An 18095-nucleotide genomic window follows, 5' to 3' on the forward strand; every position below is an offset into this window, starting at 1 on the left:
GAATAATGAAAAATTAAGCAGATTCAGCGAGTTTTAATACTTTTAATGGTGAATCCCCTTCATACAGATGGGCACCTTTGCCTCCCATGAAATACTGGCTGCCACGAACTGGAATTGATGAACTATCCGACCAGATAACCGATAAACTCTCGTCTCCCCAACCAACAGGCTGGACAGACAACAGTGAAAAATGCCCCCGTGGATTAACTTCCGTCACTTTAACAGGCAAAGGGCAGGATGATGTTTGTTGTTTACTGAGGTTCATATCCCACGGTCGCAGGAATACATCAACACTTCCCTGATGCAATGGTGCCACTTCCAATGGAAAAGTTTTTCCGCCAACCCACAACTGAGAGCCTTTAATCTCACCATGTAACTGATTCACTTCGCCCATGAATTCCATCACAAAACGGCTTTCCGGCTCTTTCCATACCTGCTGTGGCGTGCCAACCTGCTCGATAGCACCTTGATTCATCACTACAATCCGATCAGCAACTTCCATTGCCTCTTCCTGATCATGTGTGACAAAAACACTGGTAAATTGCAATTCTTCATGAAGCTGGCGTAACCAACGGCGTAATTCCATTCGAACCTGCGCATCCAGAGCACCAAATGGCTCATCCAGTAAGAGGATCTGAGGCTCAACAGCGAGTGCCCTTGCCAAAGCCACTCGCTGCTTCTGACCACCAGAAAGCTGTGACGGATAGCGATCTGCAAGGTGGGATAATTGCACCATATCAAGTAACGACATTACCTTGCGGTGCAGTGCCTCTCGCTCAGGCCGCTGACGCCGTGGAAGTACAGTTAAACCAAAAGCAACGTTATCAAACACGCTCATATGACGAAACAGAGCATAATGCTGAAAAACAAAACCAACTTGCCGATCTTTTGCATGTACCTGACTGACATCCTTACCATGAAACTTAAGTTGCCCCGCACTGTGCTGTTCAAGTCCGGCAATAATCCTCAGTAAAGTCGTCTTGCCGGAACCGGATGGGCCAAGCAAAGCAACCATTTCACCAGATTCAATATTCAGTGATATATCATTCAGTATCTGAACGCGACCAAAAGATTTACTGATTTTGCTGATTTCAATACTCATATCCTGCTCCCGACCTTTATTTACTGGCGATTCAAATGACTCAAACGCCACTGCAAAGCACTTTTGACAATCAGGGTAATAATCGCCATCACTGCCAATAAAGCCGCCGCCACAAATGCACCAACAGTGTTGTAATCCTGGTAAAGCAGTTCAACCTGCAAAGGTAAAGTGTATGTTTCCCCTCTGATTGCGCCGGATACCACAGATACCGCACCAAATTCACCAATTGCCCGGGCATTAGTTAAAACAATGCCATACAGCAATGCCCAACGAATATTCGGCAATGTCACACGCCAGAACATTTGCCAGCCAGAAGCACCTAATAATATTGCCGCTTCATCCTCCTGACTGCCCTGACTCAGCATTACCGGCACCAATTCACGGACAACGAATGGGCATGTAACAAATACCGTGACCAGAACCATACCCGGCCATGAAAACATTAACTGGATGTCATAGTTTCCCAGCCATTCTCCCATCCAGCCGTTAACACCGTAAAACAGCAGGTAAAGCAACCCAGCCACAACAGGTGAAACGGCGAATGGAATATCAATTAATGTCAGCAACAATTGTCTGCCGGGAAATTGGAAGCGGGTTACCAGCCATGCAGTGACTACGCCAAAAATCAGATTAATAGGAACAGTAATAAGTGCGATCAGTACGGTTAGCCAAATAGCATGGAGCATATCGGGATCAATAAGATTCTGGGTAAGAATATCGATTCCCTGCGAAAAAGCAGTCAGAAAAATCCACGCTATCGGAATGACCAGAAATAGGATGGAAATAACCACTCCCGCCCCAATCAGGAACCATTTTCCCCAGTTTATTGAGGGGCGCATCATCTGCGTGTATTCAGAGAAATCAGCCACTAACGTCCCCCGATCCGCTTACCAAAGCGACTTTGTAATAAGTTAACGCTAAACAGCAATAACAGTGATACCGCAAGAATAACTGAAGCAATTGCGCTGGCCGCGGGATAATCAAACTCCTGCAACCGGACGAAAATCATCAGGGAAGCCACTTCGGTTTGCCACGCAATATTACCCGCAATAAAAATAACTGCGCCGAATTCTCCCAGACTACGAGTAAAAGAGAGCACTGTGCCTGCTATCAATGCAGGAGAGACTTCTTGCAGAATCACCCGCCGAAAAGTCTGCCAGCGATTCGCCCCTAATGTCTGAGCTGCTTCTTCATATTCAGGCCCTAATTCTTCGAGTATCGGCTGAACGGTACGAACAACAAAAGGCAGGCTGGTAAATGCCATTGCAACCGAAATCCCCAGCCAAGTATTGGCGACTTTAATATCAAAATGAGCAAGCCAAAAGCCATACCATCCGGTTGTAGAAAATAGAGTTGCTAGAGTTAGCCCTGCGACTGCTGTCGGCAATGCAAAAGGTAAATCCATTAATCCGTCAAGCAAGTAGCGCCCCGGAAAACGATAGCGGGTAAGTATCCACGCCATTAGCATTCCAAAAAACATATTGAATAAGCTAGCGACAGCCGCTGCCAATAAAGTTACCTGATAAGCTGCGACAACCTGTGGATTCGCAATGACCTGCCAATATTGTTCCCATGTCATGCTGGAAAGCTGTATGACCAATGCGCTTAGCGGTAGTAGCAGGATCAGGCAAGTATAAAGCAGGCTACAACCCAGACTCAGCCCAAATCCGGGTAATACTCGTTTACTGGATGCAACAAACATTATTGGCACCCATTTCTCAAAGTTGCTCCCACACATTCCCAGTGTTGAAGTAAATTTTTATCAGAATTACTCAGTAACTCGACCACAAGCTTCATTCAAACCTTACCCATCAAGCTATTCAGCAAGAATTTTTTAACGACTGTTTTTAACAATAAGTTATCCATACTGTATCCAGAATATTTATAACAGGATAGTTAACTATCTCCTGTTTTATATACCGAATTTTTATGAGAAATGATGAAACGAGATAAGCTATAAAAAATAAAGGGTTATTAACTGAGGGCTGAGGGAATTAACATCTGACATACTGGAGCTGATTTTGTCGACCGGAATATTGACTTGATTAAAATACTTCCTGTATAACCTCCATCGTTCAAATGGTCTCTTTATTGGCAGCACTCCCTTGCCGCCACAATAATTTGAAATTTATTAGATATATCTTTTAGTTGGCTTTCCAGATAATGCGGGAAATTTTCCATGTTTTCAGCACATCATCTGGAGGGAGCAACTCTTCCGAACCATTCCATGTTCCGGTAAATACATAACTGATATTTCGGCTTTGGGGAGCAATACAGACAATCTCCTGCTGCACAGTTATTATGTCGTCGGAACGCTGGCAGGCACCATAAGCTTTGTCATACAGCGTAGAGAAAGATGTACCTATTTTTGTTCCCCAAGCGGTCTTAATCCCTTCATCCAGAATGATAATATGAGCTACCTTTCCATTATTCAGACCCGATAATTCAATTCTGACCTGATCTCCCTCCATTCCTTGTATTACACTGAAAAATTGACCATTTTTCATCTCCATACCGCTACGCAGGCGATATCTGTTATCCAACCCCTGCTGAATGACAGATAAGTTCATATCTGTCTGTTTATTGACTTTCCCTACGCCCTGTTCAGATACCTCCAAAGTATGACTAAACCAATTTAAAGGAGACAGGGAAGACCATGAAAACCCTGATGTTCCTGCACAGGCAGTTAATAACAATGAACCGCCTATCAGGCCACTGAACGCCATAATTCTTTTTTTAAATAACAGGCTAAATAAAAAATATCTTTTCATTACAAATCATTACCTTTGACTATTCTAACATCTTATTATTGATATCATTCAAAAACAGCAAGTTAAGAATGAATAACTTCCTTAATACAGAGGCCTATAAAAAAGACAGATAAAAATACAGTTTTATAAATCCATTGTGCAATTATTTACAAATAGGTAGATATCATATCGGATCATGGAATAAATATAAACCAATGGTGAAAGTGCGTGGTGGCGGCAATGATCCCAACATTTATTAATTTTCTAGATATCCCTACTGTAACAAACAGTTTTGTAACAACAAGGGATATGATCAAAACAGCAATACCTCAAATGCTATATCTGACAAATGATATAAAAAAAGATATTATAATTCAGAAAAATAAAAAGACACCCGAAAATATAACGGATAATAAAGTCTGCAATCTTCCTTTAATCAACTGGCGGATTTTAATAAAAAAACCTGAATCACCAATTAAATATCATTATTATTTCTTCAAAGATAGCAATGGAAAAATTCAGGTTGTGATTACGCCTGAAATTGAACGTGAAAATTATTTAATATCAAAAAGTCTCATTGCAGAAAGTAAATATAAATTCAAATTCCATCATGCGATAAAAAAAACAGCGAGGAAATTATTGAGCTTTTTGTATAAAGGGGCGGTTCATGGCCGAACAACATAATATTTCCCAGCCATTTACCTTCAATATTTAATCAATAATCAGACGCTTATTAAATACAGTATGTTCCTGCCCCCAATAATCATATTCCATTTTTTCACACATACAAATTGTGGCATCATTCTCTTCTGGAACCATGATTAGAATACTAGGGCAACCTCTCGCTAATAATTTTTTCTCAAGACGGGAAACCAATGCATTAGCAATGCCTCTCCCTCTGAATTCGGGATGAACACCTAAATAATAAGCATGACCACGATGCCCATCGTAGCCACCCATTACAGTCCCAACAACTTCTCCTGCCACTTCGGCAACCAGAAATAAATCAGCATCATGAGTTAATTTACGCTCAATATCGAGTTCCGGATCATCACCGGGATTAATCAGATCACAACGCTCCCAAAGCGTGATAGCGGCTTCAAAATCTTCTTGCCGAAATACCCTAATTTCCATAGTTAGCCAGCCTGTTTAATAAGCAATCAGTTTAATGTCAATAATCACTACTTTCATTTCGGAATCAATATGAAAATGCGTTCATTGATACTAACAGGTATACTGCCTATAGCCATAAACTAACCAGAATGAAAGCAGAAATGAATATAGCTAATATATATTAGTTTAATGTTTCGATGTTTGTCTATGATTATTGTTTTTATTTTAAAATCAAATGATTAATTATTTACCTACCTGTATATTGTTCCAGTGCTTATTGACGTTTTACCTCTCTTGCAGCACACTGTGTATAAACAATTATATAAATATCTTTAATGAACATGGCTGCCGAATTAAACAAGCTCAGTGATAAAAAACTTAAAACCCTACACGGAAAAGAAAGGAATAAAATTGAATTTTTTGCCGATGGCGCTGGATTGAGTGCAAAAGCCTCTAAAGTTGGTGGTATTAGCTGGGTCTTTACCTACCGACTTGATGGAAAAAAGTTAAATCGTCTCACCATTGGGCGCTATCCTGATATGCCCCTCAAGCAAGCGCGTGAAACGCGGGATAAATGCCGTAACTGGTTGGCATCCGGTAAAGATCCAAAGCTGCAATTTAATTTAACGATGCAGGAATCATTAAAACCAGTCACCGTAAAAGACGCCATTGAGTATTGGATTGAACACTATGGCAGAGACAATCGAGCCAATATTGATGCCCTCATTCGCCAATTAGAAAAGCATATTTATCTCTATATTGGTGAAATGGCATTATCTGACTGTGAAATAACATATTGGCTACAATGCTTTGATAAAATGAAAAAGGAAGCGCCGGTGACTGCTGGCGGGATGCTTCAATTATGCAAACAAGCTCTAAAATTTTGCCGTGTAAGAAGATATGCAATTAGCCATGTATTGGATGATTTGACTATTTCTGATGTCGGAAAAAAACAAACTAAAGGCCAGCGTTATTTAGAAGATAATGAACTTGGTCAATTATGGGAATCTATAAGATCAGGAAGCTACCTGCCCTATTATAATAATTTATTGAAAATTTTGATTGTATTTGGTTGCCGGACGAGAGAGATCAGATTATCTAAATGTTCAGAATGGAATTTGAATTCTATGCTATGGACTGTCCCAAAAGAAAATAGCAAGACAGGTGAAAGAATTATTCGCCCGATACCTGAGTGTATGAAATCATTCTTAGAAAACCTTGTTTATCAAAATAATAAAAGTGATTACCTATTAGGGGAATTTAAAAGCACCGAAACAGTATCTGAGTATGGAACGAAGATATGGAGAAGATTAGGCCATGTAGATAAATGGTCTTTGCATGATTTAAGGCGCACTTTTTCCACAAAATTAAATGATATGAAAGTAGCCCCACATATTGTTGATCAACTTTTAGGCCATATTTTGCCGGGCGTCATGGCGATATACAACAAGAGCCAATACCTACCAGAGAAACGAGTTGCTTTAAACCAGTGGTGCGAGAGGCTAGATCTATTGGCGGCTAATCATGATAACGTGGTTATATTAAAAGCAGCTCAATAATGGGAACTAATGAGTTTGATGATGAACATGATCATTGTGATATATACGTAACAAATGTGTCTTTCTTTCGTAATAATTTCCATTAAGTAAAATACCCTCACAAAAACAATTAAACAGTGAGGGTAACATAATCATGCAATACAGCACTCCTACACCAGAAGAACGTCGCTCTATCCTTTCCGAATATGGTGAACCTTATGATCGTCTTATCCGTGAAAAAGAACGCCAGCACATCACCTCTATTTCCAGAACATCAGCATGGAAGCTGGAAAATGAAGGTCGTTTCCCTGCCCGTAAACCATTAGGCCGCAATTCGTGTGCTTGGTTGCTTAGTGATCTACTGCATTGGGTACGTAATCCGCCCACAGTAGAAAACGTGAATAACCCATATAGCCGCAAATCTACCAATTAAATAATAACGTCATAAAAAACTAACTGCCTTAATTGGCAGCGGTCAAATTCACCCTAAAAGCAGCTTAATTTCGGGAATAGTTGGTGTGATGGTAGATATTAGTTATAGAAATTCTTTGATACTTAATAACCATCAATTTGAGAGACAACCCTCTTTAAGAGGGTTAATTGATGATTCTTACTCAGATGATACTTTGGTTTTACGTTGGCGGCGTTTGATTTCACCTGACATAGCCGAAATTATGAATTGCGCTGTGCTTTCGCCTTCTTCTTTAAATTTTTCCATTGAATCAACAAGCTCATGCGGTACACGAGCTTCTAATTTTTTTGACTTTGCGTTTACTGCTTTCGTTGCCATATCTGCATCCATTAGTAGTTGGTGGCTGACAGTATACGCAAAAAATTTTTATAAAAAAGAATTGACGTGGCTGACACTTAAAAATACGATGGTGGCTGACACCATGCTTTATTCAGGTGATACAAATAGCAACGCCTCGAAGTGCGCTAACACTATCGAGGCGTCTGACCACAACATTATCGGAGCTAATGCTATGGCTGATACACAGTCTAACCAAACTCGCCTTAAATTTACATTCCTTATTACATCCGACACTCAGCGGCTGGCTGATATGTCCTCTTTGATCTTCGCATTACGTCAGGGGGCATACTATGAGTAATAAACCTATCTCACTAAAACAGGCGCTATATCGTGCAGGTCTGGGTATTTCACTTTTCACATTCATTACCCAAAAAGCCAAAGATGAACGCTGTGAAATCAATTTAAATAACTTGATTGCATTGGCACACGGCATTCATCAGGAGGTTCACCGCGCCCTGTTGAAACATGCTCCGCAGCCACCGATGAATAAATTATTAAATTGCATTGCATACAGGAAATCCGATCCATTAGGTCAGGCCTCATTTCGTGCGGGTTTATGTATCTCTTTATATGAGGCCATTCTTGAGCAGGCCAGCCAACACTGTTCGGAAGAATTACATGATTTGCTTTCGCTGGCCTGTGACATCAATCAGGAAGTCTACTATTCGCTTTATGCAGCAGTTAATGGCGAGGACGAGTGATCATGAATCAGGGAAATAATAATCAGAAAAGCCGCCCGTTAGATGTGATTCGAACAGTGAAAACATCAGCCATCAATCACTGGCAAAACCTATTGCCAGCCTGTGGTGTTGATGTTCCGGCAAAGGGTAAACATGGCGCCTGCCCGATATGCGGCGGCACTGATCGTTTTCACTTTATCGATGATAACCATCATGGCGACTGGCATTGTCGCCAGTGCGATAAGCCGAATCATGGTGATGGTCTGGATTTAGTGGCAAGAACCAAAGGGATCACGGTCTTTGCTGCCGCTAAGTTGGTAGCCGATGCGCTGGCACTTCCTTTACCTGAACCCAAGTCCACCAAAGAGCAGCCCCGAACAGTAAAGCCAATTGCAGAGCGCATCGCTGCGCTGGTCGCAACTTCTGTCATCGGTGAATCTCAGTATCTGACTAAAAAGGGGCTGCAATGCCCCAATCAGCGGTTATTGAAAGATGGTTCTTTGTTGCTGGTGACTCAGGCACTGGACGGCACGATCACAGGCGGACAAACCATCAAGCCAAACGGTGAAAAACGCCTTGTTGCAGGCACTCAGAAAAAAGGAAGTTTTATCTCCGTATCCGAGATTACCGGAATGTCGGACACGTTCATCATTACCGAGGGTTACGCCACCGCGTTAACCGTCAGCCAGCTATATCAGGGCGTTGTGCTGGCGGCGATTGATGAAAGCAATTTACTGAGTGTTGCCGAGCAGATCAGAGCGCAATGGCCAGACGCAAAAATCATCCTTGCTGCTGATAATGACTGGCACGAACCGGAAGAGCGGGACAAAAACGGCAGACTAAAAAAGAATGTTGGCAAGATAGCGGCAGAGAAAGCCGCTAAAGCGATTAACGGCTGGGTCACACTACCGCCTACGGCATTAAAAGCCGATTGGGACGATTATCGCCAGCAGCACGGTATTGAGGCAGCAAAGCAGGCATTCAGTGAAGGGTTGTATCAGTATTATGTAGGGGCGGAACTTGATATGTATGAGCTGGGTAGCGGTGAAGTCATTACGGGCGCGGAATTAGCTTTGCTGGAGAAAATGAACAAAACCTACACGCATATCACCATCGGGGGTAAACATCGGGTTGTCAGCTTAAAGCCGTGTCAGGTGAATGGGGTCACGCATGTTTTCGAGGAACTGACCCAGTTTAAGAATTACTTTCTGCATGAAGGGCGGATCGCTAAAAAGCTATCACTAGGGGATGCGTGGCTGAAATGGAAAGGTAAGAACTATAAACCCAATGGTGTGGGCTTTTACCCTGAGCCTAAAAGATGCCCGGACAGCGTATATAACCTGTTTATGGGGCTGGCGGTTGAACCGATGGAGGGCGATTGCGATACCTTCCTTAACCATATCAAACAGGTGATTTGCGCAGGTGACGAACGCGCTTACCAGTATGTACTTTCATGGTTGGCGCATTTGTTCCAGAGGCCAGATGAAAAACCCTCTGTGGCTATTGCGATGAAGTCCGTTCCGGGAACGGGTAAAGGGACATTAGCCAAGCCATTACTTGAAATACTGGGGCAATACGGTGTACAAGTGAACGGCGCTGAACAGATCACCAATAAGTTCAATTCAATGATGGCAAACAAATTGCTGGTTTTTGCAGACGAGGCCACGGTAGCAAAAGCCAGTGACGGAGAAAAGTTGCGCGGGATCATTAGTGAACCCACGTTTAACCTTGAGCGTAAAGGTATAGATGCTGAGCCTATGGTGAACTTTTCGCGTCTGATTTTTGCCAGTAACAGCACTCAGGCATTGAAAGCGGGTATCAGAGAGCGGCGTTATCTGGTACTTGAGCCAGACGGAACGAAGGCACAGGATAAAGCCTATTTCGATAATCTTTATCAATGGCTGAATGATAACGGAGCATCTAAGTTACTTCACTATCTGCTGCATTACGATATCTCACAATTTGACCGCCACCGCGCACCGCAGACCGATGCACTTAAGGAAGAAATTCTGTTCGGTCTGACTGGCCTATATGCGTACCTATATGCTGAATTATCTAAAGACGAACCATTTCGGGGCATGGCAAGAATTCCTGTCAGTGAACTGATAGACAGCTATTTACTGTGGTGCAGGGAAAACAACGAGGAAGAAACAGAGCCTGCTGCTCGTCGGCGGGTCGGTAGCACAATGGTTAAGATGGGGCTTGATAGCTCAGGCAGGCGAGGCCGGGGAATAGGTATTGTTTATGAGTTACCCAGTGTCAACGAATTGAGAGTACGTTTTGCTCAAATGATAGGTATGGGGGTAAATGATGCTTTCTAAGCTAAAACAGAAAATAACTGTGATATCTGTACCAGTTAACAATAAACATATATTTATCAATGTATTGAGTTAGTACAGTTATTTAAATATCTGTGCCATATCTGTACCACAACTGTACCTATTAAAGAGAGGAAGCCAGCCAGAAAGAAACCTTTCCTTCTCTGGCAGGAGGTACTCATTATGATGTCTACCCCTTTTTATGCAGTTAAAGCAGTATCCCCTACAACGGGAAAATGGCGCGTCTGGTTTGATGATGGTGATAGCGATCTGGTGGTTGCATGGGCTGTGGTTGAAATCCAGAACCACAAAGAAGATCCCTGTGAGTTGATATTACCCTGCGTGGTCTGCAAAGGTTCATTGAGCCGACAGATTTAGGCATAGATTTAAGGCAGGAGTTTTAATCTCAATGGTACAGATATGGACAGTTATTAACAGTTACCCCCCTATCTGTATCACCTTAATTAATTGATATAAAAGTAAAATATTACAAGTGGTACAGATGGTACAGTTATTTTTCGATTTTTCCGTTAACTAACAGAAAATTCCGCTTCGACTGATTCAGCTTTCAAATACTTCTCCACCTTTCCATTATGCCATTTTTGAATACTATACAGTAATAATTATTAACATTATTTGTATGTATTCGACCGGTTACAGCAGTTCTTTCAAGATATCTTTCAATAGAAGCGGAATTATTCCCACTAGCTAAATAATTTTGATAAACGTCCTCATGCCTGAAATTAATATAAACTGAGCCTACATATCCCTTAACTTCAGTATCCCGTATTATTGATGATATTTTTGCGGCGGTAGAGGCGATATCATGATTCGCTGAGTTACAGGCAATTATATGGATTTTATGCAATGGATAAACGGTTGTGCATGACTGAATACATTCAGCCACTGCATCAGGAGGCCAGATATTTCCATCTATCAAAAGACCATCCGCCACGCCATGGCAAGCAACAGTGAATTCGTTTATTGCATATCCATCATAAAAGGTTGATGTGATGTACATATGTGCGTCTGGATATATGCCTATAAGCTGGACTCTACAAGTCATATGCCCCCCCAAAAAAATATGCCTACGCAACAGTGAGATCGGTTAGTTAGCTTATCTACTATATGCATCTTATCCATCCTTGCTTTTCAAGACAGGAAAGATACTGAGGACTTAAATATATCAGCATATTCATCAACGAATTTACTCCATCCGTTTCACTTGCTCACTCAATTCAACCTCTACAGCCTTCTTTTTCAAATTACACACTGAATTCTCTGGGGGCTGAACACTGAAGTCTAATCTACACCCTTCGTAAATATCGCATACCCACACCACCCACGAAACGCAAAGATTTGTAAATATTCCGCCCTCATGTTTCCCCTTGTTTAGACCTTTTGCTTAGAGGTATTTTTTATTATTTTTCATGTTGTTAAATATCTTTTACTGAAAAACGGAATATTAAAAACATCATGAAAAAGTTACTCGAATTGCGCCAACAAAAAGCCGATTTAACCCAACAAATGCGTTCGCTGCTGACCAAAGCCGAAGATGAAAAACGCTCACTGAATCCCGATGAAGCCAAACAGTTCGACGAGCTGCGCACTCAGTCTGATGCGCTGAATACAGAAATAGCCCGTTATGAGGCTTTATCGGATGAAGAACGCAATCAGGCCAAGAACCAGCCCGCCAATAAAACACTCAGCAATGATGAACTGCGCCACTATATCCTGACTGGCGAAGCCCGTTCCTTGTCTACAAACATCCCCTCAGACGGCGGCTATACCGTTATCCCGGAACTGAACAGGCAGATCATGCAGCAACTAGCTGATGAGTCGGTCATGCGCCGGATTTGTACGATGAAGACCACACGCAGCAACGAATATAAACAGCTTGTTTCGGTCGGTGGCGCAGCCGTAGTCCACGGAGAAGAAGGCAAGATACGCAGTGAGACGGCGACACCGAAGATGGAAGAAGTCAGTATCAAGCTGTTTCCTATCTATGCCTATCCTAAGACTACCCAAGAAATCATCGATTTTAGCGATGTCGATATTCTGGGCTGGTTAGCCTCAGAAATCGCTGACACCTTTGTTGATACCGAAGAAACCGATCTCGTGAGTGGTGACGGCAGTAAGAAAGCAAAAGGCTTTCTGTCTTATCCCCGTGACACCCAAACTGACAAGGTACGTGCGTTCGGTACACTACAAAAGCTGGAAGCAACTAGCCTTGAAGCCGATAGCCTGATTGACCTGAAATTCTTACTCAAAAACAAATACCGCAAAAACGCCGTATGGGTGATGAATTCGACAACAGCCGCCAACGTACAGAAGCTGAAAAATGGCAGCGGGGATTACATCTGGCGCGAACGTCTACAAGCGGGTGATCCTGATATGTTGCTGGGTTTGCCTGTCCACTATCTCGAATTTATGCCAGATAACATCATTGCTCTGGGTGACTTCAAACGCGGTTACTTCATTGTTGACCATCAAACGGGCATCCGTACCCGTCCTGATAATATCACCGAACCGGGGTTCTATAAGGTACATACCGATAAATATCTGGGCGGTGGGCTGGTGGATTCCAACGCAATCAAAGTGCTGGAAATCAAAGGCATGAAAGCGGGTTAACGACAAGGGGTACGATGCCCCTTCGTAGTCTTGGAGTCTATCGAATGAATGATATTGAATTAAGAACGGCATCACTTTCTGCCAGTGATAAGAAACTGACAGGCTACGTGATTAAGTGGAACAGCCGATCACAAGTCTTGTGGGATGAGTTTGTCGAACAATTCGCCCCGAATGCGTTTAGTGCCAGCTTAGCAGCGGGTGCAGATATCAGAGCACTGTATGAGCATGATCATATGAACCTGTTAGGCCGCACTACGTCCGGTACATTGCAACTTAGCGAAGATACCACCGGATTACGTTTCGAGTTAACCCCGCCAGATACCCAATTAGGCCGCGATGTGCTGACATTGGTTGAACGTGGTGATATTGCCGGAATGAGCTTCGGATTCAGGACAATCAAAGATCAGTGGGGTATAGGTCAAGAGCCTTATATCAGAACCGTTCTGGAAGCAGAACTTCGGGAAATCACGATCACCAGCTTACCCGCTTATCCTGATAGTGGCGTAGAAATTGCCAAACGCTCACTCAATGCGGTTAAGCTCAGTAATCCGGATTTGCGTCATTACTGGCTGCAACTGTCTGAGGTGTAATCATGTGGCCTTTTACCCGTAAAGCCCCAGAAACCCGCAGTATGACTATTGATGAATTTTTTTCTCTGGCAGGTATGTCTAACACCAAATCCGGCGAGCATGTTTCACCCTCGACAGCCGAAGGTCTGCCTGCCGTGATGAATGCCGTCACTGTGATTAGTGAAGCCATAGCCACCATGCCTTGTTATCTCTATCGGGTTCAGCACCAGCACGGTAAAGAGTCTCGCGAATGGTTGAGCGATCATCCGGTAGATTATTTGCTTAATGAACGCCCGAATGACTGCCAGACTCCGTTTCAGCTTAAACGAACCTTAATGCGCCATTGCTTACTCAATGGTAATGCGTATGCAGTCATAGTCTGGGGCAAAGACGGACAGCCACAATCGTTGCACCCTTACCCACCGTCAGCGGTTGTGCCGCAACGATTATCGGATCACCGCTTTGCTTACACCATTACCGAACCTTATAGCGGCAAGGTCAAAACCTACCTACAAGAAGAAGTATTGCATTTGCGTTATGCCACCGAAGATGGCTTTTTGGGGCGTTCGCCAGTCACCATCTGCCGTGAAACACTGGGTTTGGGGCTGGCACAACAGCGCCACGGTGCCAGCATAATGAAAGAGGGCATGATGGCAGCGGGAGTGATTAAAGCCGCTGACTGGCTGGATGGCATCAAGGGCAATAAGGCACTGGAAGCCCTCGAACGTTATAAGGGCGCTCGCAATGCGAGGGAAAACGCCAATACTTGAAGGCGGGATGGAATACCAGCAATTAGGCATGAATAACCAAGATGCGGAGTGGCTGGCCTCCCGCCGTTTCACTATTGACGATATCGCCCGGATGTTCAACGTTAGTCCTATCTTTCTGCAAGAGTATTCGAACAGTACCTACAGTAACTTTAGCGAGGCTTCCCGTGCTTTTCTGACAATCACTATGCGCCCGTGGCTTGCCAATTTTGAGCAGCAAATCAAATCCGCCTTACTGATGAATTCACCAAAACGAGGCATTCGCTATCAGGTGGAATTTGATACCGCCGATCTGCTTCGCACCAATCCGAAAGAGCGTTTCCAGAGTTATGAGACGGCGATTAAATCCGGTGTGATGTGTCCGAATGAAGCCCGTGAACGCGAGGGATTATCGCCCCGTGCTGGTGGCGATGAATTCAGTCAGGCATGGAAGCAAACCGTGGAAATCAAACAACAACCGGAGGGGAAGGCATGAGAGCAGGCAGATTACGGCATCGGGTGACAATCCGAAAAAATGAAGCCAGTCGGGGTAAATTTGGTGAAGTGCTCAACAACTGGGTGGATTTAGCCACGGTCTGGGCAGAAGTCAAAGCGATTAGCGGGCGGGAGCTGGTGGCATCCGGCGCCGTGTTCTCCGAAGCCACCGTGCGTATCTGGCTGCGTTATCGTGCGGATGTGACCACAGCGAACAGCATTACCTTTCACGGCGCGAACACGACGGGCACCGCTTTTAGCATTATGGCGGTCATCCCCGATGCGAAATACCCCCGCCTAGAGCTGCTTTGCAAGGGAGGCATATTCCGATGAGCCGGATTGAAATTCCCCTGAGTGAAATCAAACAGCATTGCCGACTGGAGGAAGATTACACCCTTGATGATAGCTTATTAACGGGCTATGCCGCCGCTGCGTTGGAAGTCTGCCAGCAACATATCGGTAAACGCTTTGATAAAGGATTGGTTTTCACGCCAGCGATTAAAGTTGGTTGCCTGCTCTATATCGGCTTGTTGTATGAAAATCGGGAAATGGCAACCGATGTTGAGCTAAAAGAAGTGCCTTTTACCATCAAATCACTGTGGTCTGTCTATCGTGATGTGGGGATCTACTGATGCCGTGGCAACCGTTAAGACGTTGTAGCTATCCGAGTTGTAAACAACGGGTAAAGTCTGGTCGCTGTGAAGAACATCGGCAGGAACAGAACAGGCAGCGCGGTACACGTACCGAACGTGGCTATAGTAACCGATGGGGTAAGTACAGACTGATGTATCTCAGGGCGAATCCCTTATGTGTCCATTGTCTCAAACAAAACAGTTACACACCTGCCACCATTGTGGATCACATTATCCCAATTAATAGTGATAGTGATGTGTTGTTCTGGCCTGCATCTAATCATCAAGCACTATGCCATGCCTGCCATAACCGTAAGACCGTCCAGACAGACCCCATCACCAAAACCAAGCGCAAACAGGGAAGCTATCAGGAACAGGAAGCAGAAGCGGCACGGTTGGTTAGCTTTGGAATAATAACAAAATGAAATAACGGGGTGGGGGGTATCAAAAATGACAAATGCTCCTCTGAGCAGAACCGCCCCCTCCTTCAATTTTTACGTACGGCAATTTTTTTGAAAATAAATCACAAGGAACAGAAAACATTATGGCAAGAGCACCCAAACCGCCCACTTATTTAAATGAGATTGCCGCCAGTCAATGGAAGGCCAAAAGCAAAATCTTAAACGAACGGGAAGATTTGAACGCCGCCGACTGGAACAACTTAGAGCTGTATTGCGTCAACTATGCCATTTACCGAAAAGCGGTGGCAGACCTTGATATCCGAGGCTTTAGCATTGTGAACAGTCAGGGCAGCGAAAGCCGTAATCCATCATTGAGTGCCAAAGCCGATGCTGAAAAAATCATGATAAAAATGTCGGCGTTGCTGGGTTTTGATCCCGTATCACGGCGCAAAAATCCGGTGGAAACGGAAGAAGAGGACGAGCTAGACCGACTATGAACGCATGGGAACAGTACGCTTTTGATATCGAAAACGGCACAATTCCGGCCTGTAAACGGGTAAAACAGGCGATGAAACGCTACCTTAACGACCTGAATAACTCACTTTATCTGTTTGATTCGGAGGTGGTGGCACGGTTTATTGCCTTTTCCCGTTACTGTCCGCACGTCAAAGGTCATTTGCGGGGTAAACCGATTATGCTGGAGCCGTGGCAGCAGTTCGCCTTTGCCAACCTGTTTGGCTTCAAAGTCAAAGCAACCGGAAGGCGGAAATATCGCAGTGCTTATATTCAAGTCCCACGCAAAAATGCAAAGTCTACCGTTGCCGCGATACTGGCAAATTGGTTTCTGCTGATGGAGGACGGCCAGCAGGATATCTACACCGCCGCCGTGAGTCGCGATCAGGCGCGTATTGTATTCGATGATGCCCGCCAGATGAGTCTGTTATCAAAGCCCCTGAAAAAACGGGTTGTTATCCAGCAACACAAAATAACCTATCCGAAGAGCAATAACCTGCTAAAACCGCTGGCAGCCAAAGCTGCTACCATCGAAGGTACTAACCCCAGTCTGGCGATTGTCGATGAATATCATTTGCACCCTGATAACGCCGTCTACTCTGCCCTTGAATTAGGTATGGGCGCACGTCCCGAAGGTATTTTGTTTGCCATTACCACGGCGGGCAGTAATGTAATCTCAGCCTGTAAACAGCACTATGATTATTGTTGTCAGATACTGGACGGCGAAAAACAGAACGCATCGCTGTTTGCCCTGATTTACGAGCTGGATGATGTGAACGAGATTGATGATGAATCGCTCTGGATTAAAGCCAATCCGAATTTGGATATTTCCGTAGACAGCACCGCACTGCATGACACCATCCAGAAAGCGCAGGGCATTCCCTCACAATGGACGGAAATGTTAACCAAACGCTTTAATATCTGGTGTCAGGGTGAAACGCCGTGGATGGGCGAAGGGGCATGGAAAGCCTGCCAACTCGACTATGACGAAAACGACCTGGAAGGCTTGGAGTGTTACGCTGGGTTAGATTTATCCTCCACAGGCGATATCACCAGCATCTGTTACACCTTTCCTGTGGATAATGAGCTGTTATTGCTGACCCGCCATTACCTACCCGAAGCCTAGTTACAAACCCCCGCCAATAAGAACCGGACAATCTACCGTCAATGGGCGCAAATGGGCTGGATACGTACCACGACAGGCGATTGTATTGATTATGATCGTATTCGAGATGATATTCTCAAAGACAGTCAACACTTTGATATCAAGCTGTTCGGCTTCGACACATGGAATGCCACGCATCTACGCACGCAACTACAGGGTGTGGGGCTGGATGTTGAACCCTTCCCGCAAACCTATATGCGCTTTAGCCCTGTGGCAAAATCGGCTGAGGTGTTCGTTAACCGCAAGATTATTCGTCACAACGGTGACCCGGTGCTGGCATGGGCGATGTCTAATGTGGTGATGGAAACCGATGCGAACGCCAATATCAAACCGAATAAGAAGACATCCGCGAATAAAATAGACCCTGCGATTGCGTTCCTGATGAGTTTTGGCACATGGCAGAATGAGCATGAAGACTTTGCATTTAGCTTAAGTGAGGAACAGCAGCAGCGATTGAATAGTTTTGATGGAATTTAGATAACGGATTGATTTTTTTAATGCCTGTGGAGTATAAAAATTAATGAAATCAAATGATCAAAAGGTTAGATATTGCACACATTTTGGGGGTTAGTCTCTAGCTTATTTGACAGTATTCTGTATAAAAGTGCGACTAAATCGGACAATAAGATAC

General features: G+C 44.1%; 20 protein-coding genes and 2 pseudogenes. 15 read left to right on the forward strand and 7 right to left on the reverse strand.

Going from position 1 to position 18095, the window contains the following annotated elements; all coding sequences use genetic code 11:
- Window positions 1-13: 13 nt before the first annotated feature.
- The 4 genes from cysA to Xsto_RS14045 form a co-directional block, all read right to left on the reverse strand.
- On the reverse strand, window positions 14-1102 hold the full coding sequence (gene cysA, locus Xsto_RS14030) for a sulfate/thiosulfate ABC transporter ATP-binding protein CysA (RefSeq protein ID WP_099125432.1): 1089 nt from the start codon (window positions 1100-1102) through the stop codon (window positions 14-16).
- A gap of 20 nt (window positions 1103-1122) precedes the next feature.
- Complete coding sequence (gene cysW, locus Xsto_RS14035; protein ID WP_099125433.1) at window positions 1123-1971, reverse strand: sulfate/thiosulfate ABC transporter permease CysW; 849 nt, start codon at window positions 1969-1971, stop codon at window positions 1123-1125.
- On the reverse strand, window positions 1971-2804 hold the full coding sequence (gene cysT / locus Xsto_RS14040) for a sulfate/thiosulfate ABC transporter permease CysT (RefSeq protein WP_099125434.1): 834 nt from the start codon (window positions 2802-2804) through the stop codon (window positions 1971-1973). Before cysT ends, cysW begins: the two co-directional genes overlap by 1 nt.
- Before the next feature lie 442 nt (window positions 2805-3246).
- Window positions 3247-3873 (reverse strand): RpoE-regulated lipoprotein, encoded by a 627-nt coding sequence (locus Xsto_RS14045; RefSeq protein WP_099125435.1) that lies wholly within the window; start codon window positions 3871-3873, stop codon window positions 3247-3249.
- Window positions 3874-4083: 210 nt separating this feature from the next.
- On the opposite strand from Xsto_RS14045, the gene Xsto_RS14050 reads away from it, so the two are divergent.
- Window positions 4084-4536, forward strand: a complete 453-nt coding sequence (locus Xsto_RS14050) for a hypothetical protein (RefSeq protein WP_141554514.1) — start codon at window positions 4084-4086, stop codon at window positions 4534-4536.
- A gap of 27 nt (window positions 4537-4563) precedes the next feature.
- On the opposite strand, the gene Xsto_RS14055 is transcribed toward Xsto_RS14050, so the two are convergent.
- Entirely contained in the window at window positions 4564-4986 is a 423-nt protein-coding gene (locus Xsto_RS14055; RefSeq protein ID WP_099110548.1) for a GNAT family acetyltransferase, read from the reverse strand.
- 320 nt (window positions 4987-5306) lie between these two features.
- Here Xsto_RS14055 and Xsto_RS14060 point away from each other — a divergent pair, with 320 nt between their 5' ends.
- Window positions 5307-6524: a tyrosine-type recombinase/integrase gene (locus tag Xsto_RS14060; protein WP_099125437.1), complete on the forward strand. Its 1218-nt coding sequence runs from the start codon at window positions 5307-5309 to the stop codon at window positions 6522-6524.
- 133 nt (window positions 6525-6657) lie between these two features.
- Window positions 6658-6936: a helix-turn-helix transcriptional regulator gene (locus Xsto_RS14065; RefSeq protein WP_211284322.1), complete on the forward strand. Its 279-nt coding sequence runs from the start codon at window positions 6658-6660 to the stop codon at window positions 6934-6936.
- A 177-nt stretch (window positions 6937-7113) separates the two neighbouring features.
- On the opposite strand, the gene Xsto_RS14070 is transcribed toward Xsto_RS14065, so the two are convergent.
- Entirely contained in the window at window positions 7114-7293 is a 180-nt protein-coding gene (locus tag Xsto_RS14070) for a YlcI/YnfO family protein (protein ID WP_099122890.1), read from the reverse strand.
- A 193-nt stretch (window positions 7294-7486) separates the two neighbouring features.
- Between Xsto_RS14070 and Xsto_RS22475 the strand changes: the two genes are divergently transcribed.
- The 4 genes from Xsto_RS22475 (at window position 7487) to Xsto_RS14090 (ending at window position 10690) form a co-directional block, all read left to right on the forward strand.
- Window positions 7487-7612, forward strand: coding sequence for a hypothetical protein (locus tag Xsto_RS22475; RefSeq protein ID WP_256376545.1), 126 nt, complete (start codon window positions 7487-7489; stop codon window positions 7610-7612).
- Complete coding sequence (locus Xsto_RS14080) at window positions 7605-8015, forward strand: hypothetical protein (protein ID WP_099125440.1); 411 nt, start codon at window positions 7605-7607, stop codon at window positions 8013-8015. The genes Xsto_RS22475 and Xsto_RS14080 overlap by 8 nt, the downstream gene beginning before the upstream one ends.
- A gap of 2 nt (window positions 8016-8017) precedes the next feature.
- On the forward strand, window positions 8018-10315 hold the full coding sequence (locus tag Xsto_RS14085) for a DUF5906 domain-containing protein (RefSeq protein ID WP_099125441.1): 2298 nt from the start codon (window positions 8018-8020) through the stop codon (window positions 10313-10315).
- Window positions 10316-10495: 180 nt separating this feature from the next.
- Complete coding sequence (locus tag Xsto_RS14090; RefSeq protein ID WP_099125442.1) at window positions 10496-10690, forward strand: hypothetical protein; 195 nt, start codon at window positions 10496-10498, stop codon at window positions 10688-10690.
- A 190-nt stretch (window positions 10691-10880) separates the two neighbouring features.
- On the opposite strand, the gene Xsto_RS14095 is transcribed toward Xsto_RS14090, so the two are convergent.
- On the reverse strand, window positions 10881-11378 hold the full coding sequence (locus tag Xsto_RS14095; protein ID WP_099125443.1) for a hypothetical protein: 498 nt from the start codon (window positions 11376-11378) through the stop codon (window positions 10881-10883).
- Between the two features lie 410 nt (window positions 11379-11788).
- Here Xsto_RS14095 and Xsto_RS14100 point away from each other — a divergent pair, with 410 nt between their 5' ends.
- The 8 genes and pseudogenes from Xsto_RS14100 (at window position 11789) to Xsto_RS14135 (ending at window position 17941) form a co-directional block, all read left to right on the forward strand.
- On the forward strand, window positions 11789-12943 hold the full coding sequence (locus Xsto_RS14100) for a phage major capsid protein (RefSeq protein ID WP_099125444.1): 1155 nt from the start codon (window positions 11789-11791) through the stop codon (window positions 12941-12943).
- A gap of 14 nt (window positions 12944-12957) precedes the next feature.
- On the forward strand, window positions 12958-13533 hold the full coding sequence (locus Xsto_RS14105; protein ID WP_244590404.1) for an HK97 family phage prohead protease: 576 nt from the start codon (window positions 12958-12960) through the stop codon (window positions 13531-13533).
- A 2-nt stretch (window positions 13534-13535) separates the two neighbouring features.
- A pseudogene (locus tag Xsto_RS14110) lies at window positions 13536-14754 on the forward strand (phage portal protein).
- A complete protein-coding gene (locus Xsto_RS14115) occupies window positions 14751-15086 on the forward strand; it encodes a phage head closure protein (RefSeq protein WP_099125446.1) in 336 nt (111 codons plus the stop codon). Before Xsto_RS14110 ends, Xsto_RS14115 begins: the two are co-directional and overlap by 4 nt.
- Complete coding sequence (locus Xsto_RS14120; RefSeq protein ID WP_099125447.1) at window positions 15083-15385, forward strand: head-tail connector protein; 303 nt, start codon at window positions 15083-15085, stop codon at window positions 15383-15385. Before Xsto_RS14115 ends, Xsto_RS14120 begins: the two co-directional genes overlap by 4 nt.
- Window positions 15385-15810 (forward strand): HNH endonuclease, encoded by a 426-nt coding sequence (locus tag Xsto_RS14125; RefSeq protein ID WP_099125448.1) that lies wholly within the window; start codon window positions 15385-15387, stop codon window positions 15808-15810. The genes Xsto_RS14120 and Xsto_RS14125 overlap by 1 nt, the downstream gene beginning before the upstream one ends.
- A 119-nt stretch (window positions 15811-15929) precedes the next feature.
- Window positions 15930-16283 carry a phage terminase small subunit P27 family gene (locus Xsto_RS14130; protein ID WP_099125449.1) on the forward strand — a complete coding sequence of 118 codons (354 nt, stop codon included), beginning with the start codon at window positions 15930-15932 and terminating at the stop codon, window positions 16281-16283.
- Window positions 16280-17941: pseudogene (locus tag Xsto_RS14135) on the forward strand (terminase large subunit). The gene Xsto_RS14130 and the pseudogene Xsto_RS14135 overlap by 4 nt, the downstream one beginning before the upstream one ends.
- Window positions 17942-18095 lie beyond the last annotated feature (154 nt).

Source organism: Xenorhabdus stockiae (assembly GCF_002632825.1).
In the GTDB taxonomy this organism is placed as follows: Bacteria; Pseudomonadota; Gammaproteobacteria; order Enterobacterales; family Enterobacteriaceae; genus Xenorhabdus; species Xenorhabdus stockiae.